Origin of the sequence: Deinococcus misasensis DSM 22328 (genome assembly GCF_000745915.1) — a bacterium.
GTDB lineage: Bacteria > Deinococcota > Deinococci > Deinococcales > Deinococcaceae > Deinococcus_C > Deinococcus_C misasensis.
In genome coordinates, this window is sequence record NZ_JQKG01000033.1 from 1 (window position 1) to 15,175 (window position 15,175).

General features: G+C 56.6%; 16 protein-coding genes. 11 read left to right on the forward strand and 5 right to left on the reverse strand.

Translation table 11 applies throughout. From position 1 onward, the window contains the following. The first annotated feature begins 544 nt into the window (after positions 1–544). From Q371_RS17065 to Q371_RS28105, 6 genes are all read left to right on the forward strand, one after another. Entirely contained in the window at positions 545–1,069 is a 525-nt protein-coding gene (locus tag Q371_RS17065; RefSeq protein ID WP_034342535.1) for an MOSC domain-containing protein, read from the forward strand. Then, on the forward strand, positions 1,066–1,962 hold the full coding sequence (locus Q371_RS17070) for an aminoglycoside phosphotransferase family protein (RefSeq protein ID WP_034342538.1): 897 nt from the start codon (positions 1,066–1,068) through the stop codon (positions 1,960–1,962). Before Q371_RS17065 ends, Q371_RS17070 begins: the two co-directional genes overlap by 4 nt. Continuing rightward, positions 1,959–2,633, forward strand: a complete 675-nt coding sequence (locus Q371_RS17075) for a tRNA (adenine(22)-N(1))-methyltransferase (protein ID WP_034342541.1) — start codon at positions 1,959–1,961, stop codon at positions 2,631–2,633. The genes Q371_RS17070 and Q371_RS17075 overlap by 4 nt, the downstream gene beginning before the upstream one ends. 100 nt (positions 2,634–2,733) lie before the next feature. Further along, entirely contained in the window at positions 2,734–3,069 is a 336-nt protein-coding gene (locus Q371_RS17080) for a thiol-activated cytolysin C-terminal domain-containing protein (protein ID WP_051964677.1), read from the forward strand. A 98-nt stretch (positions 3,070–3,167) separates the two neighbouring features. Then, a complete protein-coding gene (locus tag Q371_RS17085) occupies positions 3,168–3,995 on the forward strand; it encodes an HpcH/HpaI aldolase/citrate lyase family protein (RefSeq protein ID WP_034342543.1) in 828 nt (275 codons plus the stop codon). Positions 3,996–4,057: 62 nt separating this feature from the next. Next, complete coding sequence (locus Q371_RS28105; protein ID WP_281174325.1) at positions 4,058–4,180, forward strand: hypothetical protein; 123 nt, start codon at positions 4,058–4,060, stop codon at positions 4,178–4,180. On the opposite strand, the gene Q371_RS17090 is transcribed toward Q371_RS28105, so the two are convergent. Beyond that, positions 4,168–5,046 (reverse strand): DUF2167 domain-containing protein, encoded by an 879-nt coding sequence (locus tag Q371_RS17090; RefSeq protein ID WP_034342545.1) that lies wholly within the window; start codon positions 5,044–5,046, stop codon positions 4,168–4,170. The genes Q371_RS28105 and Q371_RS17090 overlap by 13 nt on opposite strands. Positions 5,047–5,157: 111 nt before the next feature. Here Q371_RS17090 and Q371_RS17095 point away from each other — a divergent pair, with 111 nt between their 5' ends. Then, entirely contained in the window at positions 5,158–6,012 is an 855-nt protein-coding gene (locus tag Q371_RS17095; protein WP_051964679.1) for a M12 family metallopeptidase, read from the forward strand. A gap of 68 nt (positions 6,013–6,080) precedes the next feature. On the opposite strand, the gene pepF is transcribed toward Q371_RS17095, so the two are convergent. Further along, the gene (gene pepF / locus Q371_RS17100; RefSeq protein ID WP_034342546.1) at positions 6,081–7,856 is read right to left on the reverse strand and encodes an oligoendopeptidase F; all 1,776 of its coding nucleotides are present in this window, start codon (positions 7,854–7,856) and stop codon (positions 6,081–6,083) included. A gap of 386 nt (positions 7,857–8,242) precedes the next feature. Further along, a complete protein-coding gene (pdxR, locus tag Q371_RS17105; RefSeq protein ID WP_051964680.1) occupies positions 8,243–9,706 on the reverse strand; it encodes a MocR-like pyridoxine biosynthesis transcription factor PdxR in 1,464 nt (487 codons plus the stop codon). Between the two features lie 139 nt (positions 9,707–9,845). Here pdxR and Q371_RS17110 point away from each other — a divergent pair, with 139 nt between their 5' ends. Then, on the forward strand, positions 9,846–10,439 hold the full coding sequence (locus Q371_RS17110) for a GNAT family N-acetyltransferase (RefSeq protein WP_034342634.1): 594 nt from the start codon (positions 9,846–9,848) through the stop codon (positions 10,437–10,439). 231 nt (positions 10,440–10,670) lie between these two features. Here the strand turns inward: Q371_RS17110 and Q371_RS17115 are convergent, their stop codons facing one another. Both Q371_RS17115 and Q371_RS17120 read right to left on the reverse strand, forming a co-directional pair. Next, on the reverse strand, positions 10,671–11,048 hold the full coding sequence (locus Q371_RS17115) for a type II toxin-antitoxin system death-on-curing family toxin (RefSeq protein WP_034342548.1): 378 nt from the start codon (positions 11,046–11,048) through the stop codon (positions 10,671–10,673). After that, positions 11,045–11,254, reverse strand: coding sequence for a hypothetical protein (locus Q371_RS17120; RefSeq protein ID WP_034342550.1), 210 nt, complete (start codon positions 11,252–11,254; stop codon positions 11,045–11,047). The genes Q371_RS17115 and Q371_RS17120 overlap by 4 nt, the downstream gene beginning before the upstream one ends. 162 nt (positions 11,255–11,416) lie before the next feature. Here Q371_RS17120 and Q371_RS17125 point away from each other — a divergent pair, with 162 nt between their 5' ends. Genes Q371_RS17125 through Q371_RS17135 form a run of 3 tightly spaced genes read left to right on the forward strand, consistent with a single transcriptional unit; the run spans position 11,417 to position 15,174 of the window. Further along, positions 11,417–12,616 carry an MDR family MFS transporter gene (locus tag Q371_RS17125; protein ID WP_034342551.1) on the forward strand — a complete coding sequence of 400 codons (1,200 nt, stop codon included), beginning with the start codon at positions 11,417–11,419 and terminating at the stop codon, positions 12,614–12,616. A 31-nt stretch (positions 12,617–12,647) separates the two neighbouring features. After that, positions 12,648–14,645 carry a molybdopterin-containing oxidoreductase family protein gene (locus Q371_RS17130; protein WP_034342553.1) on the forward strand — a complete coding sequence of 666 codons (1,998 nt, stop codon included), beginning with the start codon at positions 12,648–12,650 and terminating at the stop codon, positions 14,643–14,645. A gap of 13 nt (positions 14,646–14,658) precedes the next feature. Then, a complete protein-coding gene (locus tag Q371_RS17135; protein WP_034342555.1) occupies positions 14,659–15,174 on the forward strand; it encodes a putative pterin-binding protein in 516 nt (171 codons plus the stop codon). Position 15,175 lies beyond the last annotated feature (1 nt).

A 15,175-nucleotide genomic window follows, 5' to 3' on the forward strand; every position in this document is an offset into this window, starting at 1 on the left:
GTGGGCACGCCTTTGGGGTTTGGGGTTCAAAGAAGCAACAGTTCGCTTAAACGCCAGTCCTCTGGGGCGCTCTTGCGGAATGATATCGCTTCTCTGGCATGGGAAACAGTGTATCGGCTGTGGGGCAGAATCTCAAGGGACTGGACTATGCGACGGGGCTTTGTCTTTTTGCCGAGAGCCGAGCGACCCAGCGCGACGCGGGCCGTCCCGCAAGCGCGTAGTAGGGTCAAGACAGAGCCGAGAGCCGAGAGCCGAGAGCCGAGAGCCGAGAGCCGAGAGCCGAGAGCCGAGAGCATGATGTGTCACACAGGGAAAATCGTCAAGGGGATCTGTAGGGGTGCAACCAACATGTCGTGAACTGTCCTGCACAAGAAGCGGGCAAGGAGATCAACATCTGATCTCCTGTTCTGCACAAGAAGCGTGCTGCACCCGATAAGCTTAAACCACAGCATCTTTTGCCCTCGGCACTCGGTCCTTGGCTCTCGGCACAGGTGTCTTCTGCTGCAACTCGACCTTCTCACCCCTGCAGGGCATAAAATCAACCATGCTGAAAGATCTTTTTTCCAGCCAACCTTTTCAGGGCGAACTGGTCTGGATGGGCCTGAGGCCCGCTTACCGTCAACCCCTTCAGGTGGTCCATGAAGTGGAAGTGCTTGCTGATGCTGGGCTCTCTGGAGACCACACAGGTGCTCAGGGTCTGAAGAACCTGCAAACCCGAGGCAAGAACCCGAGCAAGCGTCAGGTGACCCTGATTCAGGCCGAGCATCTGGAGGTGGTGGCCCAATTGATGCGCCTTCCTGAGGTGCGCCCAGAGCAGGTGCGCCGGAATCTGGTGGTCCGGGGCATCAATGTGCATGCCCTGAAGAAAGCCCGTTTTCGCATTGGTGAGGTGGTTTTTGAGGGCACTGGAGACTGCCACCCTTGCAGCAGAATGGAAGAGGAACTGGGACCCGGAGGGTACAACGCCATGCGGGGTCATGGGGGCATCACCGCAAGGGTGATTTCAGGTGGGGTCATTCGATTGACCGATGTGGTGGAACTCCTCCCAGAGGTAAAATCGGATTCGTGAACCTCCATCCTGAGTTGGTGAAAAACCTGCAAGTGTACTTTCCAGATGAGGGGGAAGCATGGCTTGAGGGACTTCCTGCTTTGCTGGACCATTTTGCTGAAGTCTGGGCTCTGGAACTGCAAGACCCTTTTGAGAACCTGTCTTTCAATCACGTGACCCGTGCACAACAAAATGGGAAGGATGTGGTGCTGAAACTCGGGGTGCCCAGAGACGAACTGCGTTCTGAAATGGCTGCCCTGAAGTTGTATGCAGGGAAAGGGGCTGTTCGTTTGCTGGCATCCGATCCAGAACGTGGTGCCTTGCTGCTGGAACACCTGTCTCCGGGCCACATGCTGACCCAGCTTCCAGAGGAGGAGGCCACAAAGCAGATGTGCAAGGTGATGCAGCGCATCTGGCATCCGGTCCCCGAGCAGCACGGTTTTCCCCACATTGCAGACTGGCACCAGAGCCTGCAAGGGTTTCCCCGTTCTGGCACAGACTTTCCTCTGGATCTGCTGAATCTGGCAGAACGGTTTTATCAGGAGTTGATGGAATCCAGAGAGGCAGAGGTGGTGCTGCATGGCGATTTGCACCATTTCAATGTCCTGCAAAGTGGCGAGGATTGGCTGGCCATTGATCCGAAAGGCATGGTCGGAGAACGGGCTTATGAGATTGGGGCTTACCTCAGAAACCCTTATCCGACGCTTTATGCGTCCCATGATTCAAAAGGGTTGCAAAACCTGCAAAATCAACGGGTGAACCTGTTTGCTGAACATTTGAACCTGTCCAGAGACCGCATCCTGAAGTGGGGGATCTACTGCTGTGTGCTGTCTGCCGTGTGGGGCCACTCAGAGACCGCTGACGGCTGGAAAAAAGAGCTGCTCGGGGCAGAAGTGCTCAGGGGTCTGCTGTGAATTTGAAAAGTCTGGAACCCCGTTTGCAGACTGTGCTGGAGTGGATTCCTCTGGGAAACCACGCTGACATTGGCGCAGACCATGCGTACCTGCTGGGCAATTTGCTGGACCAGAACCGCATTTTGAAGGGCATTGCCATTGAGAAAAACCGCGAGCCTTTTGAGCTGGCCTGCAAGAATCTGGAAAAGTTTGGAGACCGGGCAGAAGCCCGTCTGGGCGACGGCCTTGCTCCCCTGCAAGTGGGCGAGGTGAACAGCATCAGCATTTGCGGCATGGGGGCTGCCCTCATGGCCAAAATCCTGACCGCCCACCCAGAGAAGGTTCCAGAGCATGTGGTGGTGCAACCCAACGATTCGGCAGAACCCGTCAGACGCTGGGCTCTGCAGACAGGGTTTCACGTGAAACAAGAAACCATCACGGTGGGTTTCTGGCATTACCCTGTGTTGCACTTTCAGAGGCAAGCAGGCCCGGATCCTGCTTACACAGATCTGCCTCTGGATGTGGCCCTGAGGTTTGGCCCATGGCCCCTCAAAAATCAAAATCCTTTGCTTTACACCCACCTTCTGGAACAGGAAAAACGCCTGCGCAACCTTGCCCATTTGCCCAATCCGAGACTGCAAGAGGACATCCAGAAAGTGCAGAGGGCTCTGGAGTGCTTCAACGTTAACTGACCCTGTTTGCAGGTTAGCGGGGCATTAACGGACCTTTTGGCACACTGTCCATCAGAAGGAAGCACTGCTCAGGCAGGACCTTCAATTCACAAGGAGCGTGATGGACATGTTCAAAGAAGCCGTGATGGCCCACATGGAAGCCACTGCCGCCGGATCCATTCTGGTGCGCAACAGTGGAGGCTACGTTGCCCGATTCTCAGTCAGTTACACCCTGAATGGTCACAACTTTACGCAGGACAGTGGGGATTTTTCTCTGGGGGTGAACAAATCCATCTCCATTCCTGCCGGGGCCACCAACATCCACCTGAAAGTGGAAGAGATGTGGGGCTTTGGATGGTCCACCATCTTCACCGCCAACTTTGATGCACCTGTGACCAAGTGCTACAAAGTCTATGGCACCACCCTGGACCCCAAATACGAAGAAATCTCCTGCTGAAGCTTTTTTGAAGGTCCATTGAAAACGTACCGGGCTGTGTGGCACATGCTGCACAGCCTGTTTTCTGTGGCCCATCTGCTGGGCGTTAAAATCAGAGCATGCCCATTTACAAACGCAGACGCAGTGCCCTGTTTTTGCCTGCCAGCAACAGTCGAGCCATTGAAAAAGCCCGCACCTTGCAGGCCGATGTGGTGATTCTGGACCTTGAAGATGCCGTGTCGCCTGAGCAAAAATCCCTTGCTCGCAATCAGGCAGCTCAGGCCATGAAAGACGGTTTTCCCATGGAGGTGGCGGTGCGCATCAACCCGATTCACACCCCCTGGGGCGAAGCCGATCTGGCCCTGATGCAGGACCTCAAACCGGATGTGCTGGTGCTTCCCAAAGTGGAACAGGCAGCAGACCTGCCCGAGGTGCGTCTCCCCCTGTGGGCCATGATCGAAACCCCTCTGGGTCTGGTGAACAGCCAAGAGATTGCCCGTCACAGCGATGTAGAGGCTCTGGTGATGGGCACCACCGATCTGGTGAAAGCCTTGCAGGCCCGTCCCATGAAAAACCGCGAGAACCTGATGTATGCCCTGTCTCAGGTGGTCACCCATGCACGGGCGTATGGAAAATACGCTCTGGATGGAGTGCATCTGGATTTCAGGAATCTGGACAGCCTTGAAGATGTTTGTGTGCAGGGGCGCGACCTCGGGTTTGATGGCAAGACCCTGATCCATCCGGCACAGATTGAAGTCGCCAATCGGGTGTTTTCACCATCCCTTGAAGAAATCGAGTGGGCACAGAAAGTGATTGCTGCATGGCAGGCCAAAGATGCCCAGCAGGGGGTCACGGTGGTGGATGGCCTCTTGATCGAAGAACTGCATGCCATTGAAGCAGAACGCATTCTGGACATCGCCCAGAGCATTTCTACGGGAAACCCCTGATTTCAAGACAACTTGCCAGATCTGTCACATGGAAAAACCGGTCCATCTGTTATGCTGTGAACATGAACATATGGACCGGTTTTCTGTTTCTGGGTTTGATGGTGCTGTTCACAGGTGGAATGGTGCACACGGTGCTGGGCATCCGTGCCCGCTCAGCCCAACAAGACCCCTCTCAATCTGCCTGAACCTTTAAGGCTCTGGAACGCACGGTTCTGCCCATCAGGGCCACCATCATGCCCAGTCCGGCCACCAGAGCCAGCATGGGCAACCACTTCACAGGCTCAGGGGCCTGAGGGTCCTGCACAGGCTCTCCAGTGATCAGGGCGGTCATGCCGTAGTCGTACACCCTGTCTCCGGCTTGCACATCGGTGTAGCGGTGTCCTTTCTGAAACTGCACTGCGTTTCCCACCTGGGCCAGCAAAGGCTGCATGCTGCTCCAGTGCTTTTTCTCGATGACCCCTTTCATCAGGATCAGGCTTTCCCGGCCCAGAACCACCACTCTGGGCAAAACCGCAGTGTCTTTGGCATTGGGAAGCTTCACTTCTGTGGCAAACACCAGCACACCGCTCTGGGGATCAAAACGCGGAGGCATGGCCCAGTTGAGCACCTCGGCCTGACCTTGCTGTTTTTGCATTTGTTTCAGGAGGTCCTGCGCCTTCAGGTTTTTCCAGAGACGCGCATCCACATAACCAGACTCCACACGTTCCATGCTGAGGCCCCATCCACCCTCTGACACCGGACTGAGGTCTCTGGGGAGCAGCATACCCACAATGTTGGGATCGGCACTGCCTCCCCACACGTCATAGATCACATGGTTGGCATCCTGACCGTTCAAGAAGCGCAATTCTGTTCCTGTGCGAATCTGAAGCTGATCCGAAAGCTGGACGGTCCCCGTCTGGTACTTCAGAACACTGTCAAACATGGCAGGGTTGTTGATGCCGTGGGCTTGCACCAGAGGCAGGGAAAACACCCCGAGAAGCAGGAATTTGTGTACAGGAAATCTGAAGAAAGTGTTTGCAGACAGTGGCCGCAGACCTGAGTTGTAAAGCATTTTCCAAGTATATGGGGCAACACCCTTTTGAGGGATAGGTCATTACCCTTTCTTGACATTCATGACTTTCACATCTTATAGTTGGTCAAATTTCAACCCTCTGGAGGACCCATGAAACGGACCGCAAGCATTGTCGGCTTCGCTCTGACCGCTGTTTTGTTGCAAGCGTGCAGCAGCACCCCCAGCACCCCCAGCACCACCGCTGAGACCCCTTCTCTGGCCGAAACCGCCCTGTTCCAGCAGACCGGCACACCAGACGCCACCGTACAGGTGAAATTGCCCCAGTACAAAGAGCCCGTCACTGCCGAAGTCCGTGGCAACAAAGTCCTCTTTGAAGGAGACATCCTGCTGGCCGAACTGCCCGAGGGTCAGGCCATCGACAAAAACTCCACGGTGATTGCCAACACCGGCGGTCTGTGGCCCAGCGCAAGAATCCCTTACGTGTTTGCCTCGAATGTGTCCTCCACCGTCCGAAGCCACGTCCAGAGCGCCATCAACACCTACAACACCTACACCAAGGTTCGCATTGTGCCCCGTGCCAGCGAAACCAACTACGTGCGTGTGATTGTGGACAGTGGATGCTACTCCTACGTGGGCCGCATTGGAGGGGGACAAGCCCTTTCGCTGGCCAACGGTGGATGTGGGGTGGCGGGAGCCATCCACGAATTTGGACACGCCATGGGCCTCTGGCACGAGCAGAGCCGCAAAGACCGCGACCAGTACGTGACCATCGTGTGGGCCAACATCAAGAGCGGCACCGAACACAACTTCCAGATCGAAAGCAACAGCCGTGCTGTAGGGGCCTACGATTTTGACTCCATCATGCACTACCCGGCTTACGCCTTCAGCACCAACGGACAGCCCACCATCCGTCCCAAAAACACCAGCATCCCGCTCAGCAGGCTCGGGGCCGCCAAAACCCTCAGCAGCGGAGACATTGCAGGCATCCGTTCCCTTTATCCCTGAACATCCACGCTTCCGTCCCCCAATGGAAAAACCCGAGGAATCTTCCTCGGGTTTTCTGATGAGGTTTCTTAAAGCAGGCGCTCAAGTTCGTCCAACAAGCGCTCCAGAGTTCGAAATCCCGCCTCAATGGGCTCTGGAGAAGCCATGTCCACTCCGGCAATCTTGAGGGCTTCCAGAGGGGCCAATTTTCCACCCAGAGACAGGAACTCCAGATACTGTTCCACAGCACCTGTTTCACCAGAGAGCACCCGATCTGCCAGAGCATTGGCTGCCGCAATCCCTGTGCCGTACTGCCACGTGTAAAAATTGGCGTAAAGGTGGTTGGAAAACTGGGACCACATGATGCCGTTCAGGGATTCGTCCATTTGCACTTCTTGACCATAAACCTTGCCCAGCAAATTGGCCATCAGGCGGTTCATCTGTGCTGCGCTGAAGGTCTTGCCTTGCTCGGCATGCTGGTGAAGGGTCAGTTCAAACTGGGACAGCACCGGCATGATCAGGAAATAGCGGTGAAAGTTGGAGAAAGCCTCCTCAAGCACAGCAATCCTGAATTCACGCTCCTGAACGGTTCTCAGCAAATAGGCACGGGTGAGGGCCTGATTGAAGTTGCTGGCCACCTCTGCTGCAAACAGGGTGTAGCGCTCGTACACGATGGGCTGGCTCTGGTTGCTGAGGTGCTTGTGCATGCTGTGTCCGACTTCATGGGCCAGGGTGGACATCCCATACAGATTTTCCTGAAACGACATGAAAATGAACGGCTTGGTCAGGCGGTTCCCGATGCTGAACGCCCCCATCCGACGGTTCGGACTCAGACCATGATCGACCCAACAGTCTTCCAGCAAACCCGAGCGCATCGTGCGCACATAGGCCTCTCCCAGAGGGCGCATGCCTGCCGTGATGAAATCCACGGCCTGCCTGTAAGTCACCACTGGAGCACGCTGGGTGAGGGGCGCTTTGATGTCGTATTCCGCAAAATCCGAAAGCCCGAGGGCTTGTTTGCGGATGCGCCAGTAACGGTGCCACACCTGCTGGTTTCTTTCATAGACCTGCATGAAGTTGTGGTACACCTGCTCGGGAATGCGGTTGGGGTAAAGGGCCGCCTCCAGACTGCTGGAGAACCCTCTGGTCCGGGCCACAAACACATTCTGCTTGACCCCCGTCGAGAGGGCCGAAGCCATGGTTTGCTGCACCTCCAGATGCTTGCGGGCATACTGCTCCCACGCCTCTTTTCGCACCGAGCGCACAGGATGACTCAGCAATCCGGGCAAGGAATTGTGCGCCAGTTTGACAGGCTTTTCGGGGGTCTCAATGGTCCCAAAGTCCAGTTCATTGACCAGCGTGGAATGGATGCCCCGAGCACTCTGAAAAGCCTCTGACACCGAACCCAGCAACGCCTCCACCTCTGCGGACCTCAGGGCTTTTTTCTGGCTCCAGAGTTTCTCGAAGTACGTCTGGTAGACCTTCAATCCCTCGTGTTTCTCGAACCAGAGCCGGGCGGTTTCTTCAGGGAGGGTCAAAAGCTCGGGTTCAATGAAAGCCAGTTGGCTCTGGAACGCAGCACTGAGTGCCTGGCTTTCGGCCTGCTTGCGTTTGGCCTCGCTGTCGGTGGTGTCTGCACTCACCCGCATGGAGGTGTAAATGCTGAGCCTGCCCACCCGCACGGACAATTCATTCCAGGCATTCAGGAACAGGTGCAGGTCTTGAGGATCTCGGGTCAGGGTGCCCTGAAAAGCCTTCAGGGTGTGGATTTCCTGTTCAACCTGCTGAAATTCTTCATCCCAAGCAGCAAAATCAGGGAAGATGCTCTCGATGTCCCAGCGTTCATGTTGCAAAGAGGAGGTCATGGCCCCATCTTAAAATTTGCATTTCTGAGAAAACGTCAGCGGGGTTGCGGAAAGGGGGCCTCGGGCTTGGAAGGCTTGTCTCGCCGAGAGCCGAGAGCCGAGAGCCGAGAGCCGAGAGCCGAGAGCCGAGAGCCGAGAGCCGAGAGCCGAGAGCGTGATGTACCACACGGTAAAAATCGTCAAGGGAAACGTCTGTAGGGGCGCAGCACGCTTCATCGCTTTCGCCAAAGCCTTTTTTGCCTTCTGTCTTGACTGTGACTACGTGCTCCCCAGACAACTGGGTCGCACTGAGTCATTGTTTTCTGCCTTCTACCTTGGCTTTTTAGCCCTCGGCCCTCGGCTCTGGGCTCTCGGCATCTCTCTTTTGCCCTCGGCAGGGCGAAGCCCTACAACGACCTCAAAACCCGCCCCAGATCATGCGCTGCCAGCATGGACTCGTCCTCGGGAAAGCCGGTGTAACCGAACAGCAAACCTTGCCTTGCACCCTGAAGGTAAGACGGGGAAAGGGCACGGACCGTGACGCCCACCTTGCGGGCCTCCTCCACCAGAGCTTGATCCGAAAAAGGGGAATCCAGATGGGAAACCAGATGCATTCCAGCAGGTGAAGGCTGAAACGGCAACCAGTCTGGGAAATGCAGGGCCGCCATTTTCAGAAAAAGGGCCTGACGGTCTGCATACAAAAGGCGCATTTTGCGCACATGCCTCTCGAAACCGCCGTTTTCCATGAATTCGGCCAGCACTGCCTGGGTGATGCCCGGGGGCATGCGGTCCACCAGAGAACGGGCATGCACGAACAGGTCCATCAGGTGCTCGGGCAGCACCAGATACCCGATGCGGATGGAAGGCAACAGCACTTTGGAGAAGGTGCCCACGTAAATCACCCGCCCATCCTGATCGAGGCCTTGCAGGGCGTTTAAAGGTCGGCCTTCGTAGCGGTATTCGCTGTTGTAGTCGTCTTCCAGAATCCATGCTCCGCTTTCACGGGCCCATTTGAGGAGTTCAAGCCTGCGGGTCAAGCTCAGGGTGATGCCCAGAGGGTACTGGTGCGAGGGGGTCACGTACACCATGCGGGCATGGGGATGGTGCCTGGCCCCATGCTGCACCTGCATTCCCTCCTGATCGATGGGAATCGGGCAGAGGTTGAGGCCTGACGCCTGAAAAGCAGCTCTGGCCCCCAGATACCCCGGATCTTCCATCCAGAGGCTGTCTCCTTCATCGAGGAGCAGACGGGCAGCCAGTTCCAGCCCTTGTTGCGAACCGGAGGTGATCAGCACCTGATCGGGCGTGCAGCGCACCCCTCTGGAGGCGTTCAGGTACTCGCTGATGGCCTGCCTGAGGGGGAAATGGCCTCTGGGATCTCCGTAAGACAAGAGTTGCACCGGAGGGTTTTTCCAGTGCCGGGCATGCAGTTTGCGCCACTCCTCGAAGGGGAAATCTTTCAGGGCAGGCATCCCCGAGCGAAATGCCCGGTACTCGGGCTGGCTGAGGTACTGGGTGACCTGCACCTCCAAAAGCTTTCTGGCCCGGCCGGAAAGTCTGGGTTGCACCCCTTCCGAGATGGGCTTCACTTCCACTTTTTGCAAGGAGGTGTCTGGCAGGGTGTGGGTCACGTAAGTGCCGTCTCCCACACGGCTTTCCAGATACCCTTCCAGCAAAAGCTGCTCAAAGGCCAGGAGAACCGTGTTTCTGGACACCCCAAGGTGCCCGGCCATGGCACGGGTTGATGGCAGTTTCAGAGCGGGTTTGAGGGTTCCTTCCAGAATGGCTTCCCGGAGTCCCTCATAGACCTGCAAATGCAGGGGGACTTCGGACGCACGGTTCAGGTGGGACAGCACACTCGGGGGCAACATTGGTACTCCTCAAAATTCCAAAAGTGGCTCTTAAAAGAAGACCACCATCCCCGTATCCTAGAGGCTATCTTGAAGCTGTGCAGGGGCTTGTTTAAGCGTCTGTATGGTCATGAAAGCCCCTTTGAACACAGGAGGATGCATGCAAAACTGGATTCACCCCGTCACCCTGACCGGACAGCATGTCACGCTTCGACCTCTGGAGGTGCAGGATTTTGAAGCCCTGTACCACACCCTCTCGCCGGGCTTGCTGCGCTGGTTTTCCGTGCGAGGACTGAACGGCGAGGGCAACATCACACTGGACGCCTTCATCGAGGCTTACCACCAGATTGTGCAGCAAAGGGTGGTCTTTGCCACCTGCCTGAAAGACACCGGAGAAATCATTGGCAGCACCTCTTACCTGACCATCGAGCCCCTGAATCGGGGGCTGGAGATCGGCGGAACGTGGGTTCGCAAAGACCAGCAAGGCACCCAGATCAACCCCGAGGCCAAATACCTGATGCTGAAACACGCTTTTGAAACCCTCGGGGCCATCCGGGTCAGCCTGAAAACCCACCACCTGAACCTGCAAAGCCAGCGGGCCATCGAAAAACTCGGGGCCAAAAAGGAGGGGGTCCTCAGGAACCATGTGATCATGCCAGATGGCTCTTACCGCCACAGCGTGATGTATTCGATTCTGGAAGACGAATGGCCTGAGGTGAAGAAGGGGCTGGAAGCTCGGGTGTATGGGGGATAGAGAGCCGAGAGCCGAGAGCCGAGAGCCGAGAGCCGAGAGCCGAGAGCCGAGAGCCGAGAGCATCATGTGTTACACAGCAAAAATGGTCAAGGGAAATTGTAGGGGCGCAGCGTGCTGCGCCCAAGGGAAAGAATCTTGAACAACATCCTGCAGGGGCAAGGCGTGCAGAGAAGCCAGCATACGGATTCGCGTTTTGCACAAGACGGCATGCCTCGCCCAATGAAAACACCATCAACCCCTGCGCCACCCCTGCAATTTCTGGGCCATCTCTTCCAGTGTGTAAGTTCCAGTGGCCACATCCACAGCAGCATCCTCCAGCTTTTTGCTGGTCTGGATCTTCACCCCATGCATGTGCAGGAACACCAGAGCGGTGGTCAGGGCGGTGCGTTTGTTGCCATCCACAAAAGGGTGGTTTCTGGCCAGAAAATACCAGTAGGCCGCGGCTTTCATGTACAACCCTTCATACCTCTCCTGTCCGAAAGCATTCAAGAAAGGCTGGGAGAGTGCCGATTCCAGCAACCCGAGGTCCCGCACACCCGCAGATCCCCCAAAGCGCTCGATGTTGAGGTCATGGATTTTCAGCACCTGCTCTGTGGTGAGGGGTTTCATCTTTCGGCAAGGCTCCGCAACAGATCGTGGTGGTCGGTCAACACCTGTTCCAATGCCTCTTCGAAAGGTTGAACCCTCGGGCGAATCAGCAGGCCTGCTTCGGTGATCAGGATCTCGGCTTCATGGAAAATGCCTGCCTGTTCCAGCCATTCATGAGGCAAGGTCAGGGTCTGCCCTTCTTTCACAGTCACAATTTGGGTGTCCATGTGAGCATGATACCCACCAAGTGCTCAGGGCGCAGCACTGCGCCCCTACGTTAGGAACAACAATGCTCTGCCTGTTGCCCTCGGCTCTCGGCCCTATGCCCTCGGCGCCTTTAGGCACCTTGGCGTATTCCAGACACCAAAAACAAAAAGGTACGGTAACCTATGGAATCCCCGAGGCCCCTGATTCAACGCATCTTGCCTGTTTTGCCCCAGCAGTTCTGGATTTTGTGGTGGGGCACTTTGATCAACCGGGTGGGGGATTTTGTGGTGCCCTTCCTGAGTTATTACCTGACCTCCCAGCTTTTGTGGAGCACCCAGAGTGCTGCTCTGGCCTTGAGCCTGTTTGGGGTGGGGTCTTTTCTGGCCCAGTTTCTGGCCGGGTTTGTGACCGACCAGTTGGGCCGCAAAAAAGTCATGGTCTTTTCCATGTTTGGCAGTGCCCTGTTCATGGTTCTGGTCAGTGAGGTCAAGCATTTTTACCTGCTGATGGGGGTGATTGTCTTGCTGGGCTTCATCATGAACACCTCCCGTCCGGGCATGAAAGCCGCCGTTGCCGATCTGGTCCCTCCAGAGGCACGGGTCCGGGCTTATGGGATGAATTACTGGGCCATCAATCTGGGTGCAGCCATTGCACCCATTCTGGCTGGGCTTCTGGCCGATCAGAATTACCGCTACCTGTTTTATGGGGATGCGGTCACCTCGACGGTGTGTGGTCTCCTGATGCTGTTTTTCTTCAGGGAAACCCTGTCCAGAAGCCAGCGCACCAAAGGCCAGAAAATGCGGATGCCCAAAGACAACCTGCTGTACGCGTACACCTTTGCGGGTTTCCTGTTCGGGGTCCTCATGATGCAGGGCTTCGGGGTGCTGTCTCTGGCGATGCAGCAACTCGGGTACTCGGCAGCAGAGTTTGGGAAGACCATTGCCATCAACGGCCTGATCATTGTGTTGCTCGGGATTCCGGCCCAGATGGTGCTTCCCCGCTTTCCCAGACCCACTGTGATGGCGGTGTCTGCCCTCCTGATGGGAGGGGGCCTGATGCTGCACATTCTCGCCCATGACCTGACCGGGTTCATGCTGGCGGTGGTGGTCTGGACGCTCGGAGAACTGGGCATGAACACCGTCGCCTCCAGTGTGACCGCAGACCTTGCTCCAGCCCACCTGAGGGGCACCTATGCCGGAATCAACGGTGCTGCATGGGGCCTTGCAGCTATGATGGCCCCGGCCTTTGGCGGATGGTTGCTGAGCAGTTATGGCAACGTCACCCTCTGGACCATGTGCGGGGTGATCGGTCTGGTCATTGCCGTCATGCATCTGGTGCTGGCGAAACCTCTGGCAAAAAGAATGGAAAGCATTTCCCTTTGAAATCCCCTGTTGCGTGATATAAGGAGTCAACATGCGTGATGTGATCCTCACCTGCCCTCTGGACTGCCCAGACGCCTGTCGTCTGAAAATCACCGTTGCCCCCGATGAAGTGCTGGGCGAAAAGGCCATCAAAGTGACGGGAGACCCCACCCACCCGATCACCCAGGGCTTTGCCTGCGCCAAGACCGTGCATTACCCGGCCCGGCAGTACCACCCCGAGCGTCCCCTCCATCCCATGAAAAAAGTGGATGGGGCGTTTGTGCGGATCTCGTGGGATCAGGCCCTTGATGAGATTGCAGCACGCCTGAAGCAGGTTCTGGCAGAGCACGGCCCCCATGCCCTGATGCGCTACAACTATGCTGGCAGCATGGGCCTCAGGGAAAGCAGTCACGTGCACGCCTTTTTCCGGGCCCTGGGGGCCAATGAACTGGAAGAAACCATTTGCGCCACCGCAGGCACCGAAGCGTGGATGACCACTTACGGCCCACGTTACGGGGTCATTCCAGAGGATGTTCCCCATGCCAGACTGATCTTTTTGTGGGGCATCAACAGCCTGACCACCAACAGCCACCTGACCCCCTGGCTGAAAAAAGCCCGCAAGAATGGGGCGAAAATTTACCACATCGACCCTTACCAGAGCAAAACCAGCCTGTTTGCCGATGAGCACATCAAAATCCGTCCGGGCACCGACGCAGCTCTGGTGCTGGGTTTCATGCACCTGATTTTCGAGTGGGGTCTGGAAGACCGGGCCTATCTGGAAGAGGCCTGCATCGGAAGTGAAGACCTGCGCGAAGCCTCCAGAGAGTACACACCAGAGCAGGTTTCAGAGATCACGGGGATTCCAGCAGCCAAGATTGAAACGCTGGCCCGAGAATACGCCACCACCACCCCCTCTTACATCCGGGTGGGTTACGGCATGACCCGCCATGAATACGGTGGGAACAACCTGCGTGCCGTCCTGATGCTGCCTGCCGTGATGGGCCAGTGGAAACACCGGGGCGGAGGGGTCACCCTGTCCACCAGCGGTTATTTCCACCTGAACCGCAAAAAGCTGGGGGCTGCACACCTGATTGGGCCGGGCACCCTCAGCATCAACATGACCCAGCTTGCCAGTGCTCTGGAACCCGAAAAAGGCATCAAGGCCATGTTCGTGTACAACTCCAATCCGGTGGTGGTCGCTCCAGACAGCGACCGGGTGATTCAGGGCTTCCAGAGGGAAGATCTGCTGGTGGTGGTCCTGGAACAGGCCATGACCGAAACCGCGAGACTCGCGGATTATGTGCTGCCTGCCACCACCTTCATGGAGCACGAGGACCTGTACACCAGTTACGGTCACACCCATCTGGGTTACAACCCCAAAGTGCTGAATGCCCCCGGCGAAGCCAGACCCAACACCTGGGTCTTTCAGGAACTGGGCAAGCGTCTGGGCCTGACCGAAGAAACCCTGTACTGGAGCATGGACCAGCTTCTGGAGCACCTACTGGACACCGACCATCCTTTCTTAAAAGGCATCACCCCAGAGCGCATCAAGCAGGAAAGCTCGATTCGCCTGAACCTTGAAGAGGGCTTCTTGCCTTACCAGCAAGGGGCACCCACCAAGTCGGGCAAAGTGCAGCTCTCCCCTGCTCCGCATCACACCCCGGACAGCCTGCAACCCACCGAGCAGCATCCTTTCCGTTTGCTCACCCCTCCTGCACACCACTTTCTGAACAGCACTTACGGAAACCTGACAAACCTCAATCAGGCTGAAGGCGGAGAGCCTTCCTGCTTGATGCACCCTCTGGACGCCGAAAAGTCCGGCCTGCACGATGGGGACCTCGCAGTGCTGTACAGCCCTCAGGGTGAGGTGCTGCGCAAAGTGAAGCTCCATGAAGGGGTCACGCAAGGGGTGGTGGTGCTGGAAGGAAGCTGGTGGGGACTCAGTGCCAGAGACGGAAAAAGCATCAACACCCTCACCTCGGAACGCCTGACCGATCTGGGGGCTGGAAGCACTTTCCATGCCAACATGATTGGTGTCACAAAAGCATAGTATCCTGTAGAGTATGCGGGCTTATCTGGTCTCTGGTGTGTTGTTGCTGCTCTCGGGCTGCATGAAACCTGAAGTTTATCGGGAGGTGCAACCCGCACAGGCCATGCCAGAAGCCGGTTCCGATCCCGTGGTCTTGACCATCAATTCCATGGCAGGCACCACCACCTTCACCCAAAAACAACTGGAGTCTTTCCGGACCATCGAATACCGCACCAGTCGTCCTGACGATGTCAAAAATCCGCACACCTATCAAGGAGTGATGGTTGCAGACCTGATGGACCACCTGAAGCTCAAACCCGAGAAACTGTACATGGTGGCCACCAACGACTACAGCACCTTCATCAATGCCGAGGATGTGTTGGATTACCCGGTCATGATTGCCTTCAAAGGAGATGGCAAACCCTTGACCATCGCAGACAAAGGCCCTTTGCTGGTGGTTTTTCCCAGCCACGCCTACCCTGAGCGGTTCAATGTGCTGGAATATGGCAGCAAGTGGGTGTGGTTTCTCAAGAGCATCCGTGTGGAGTGAG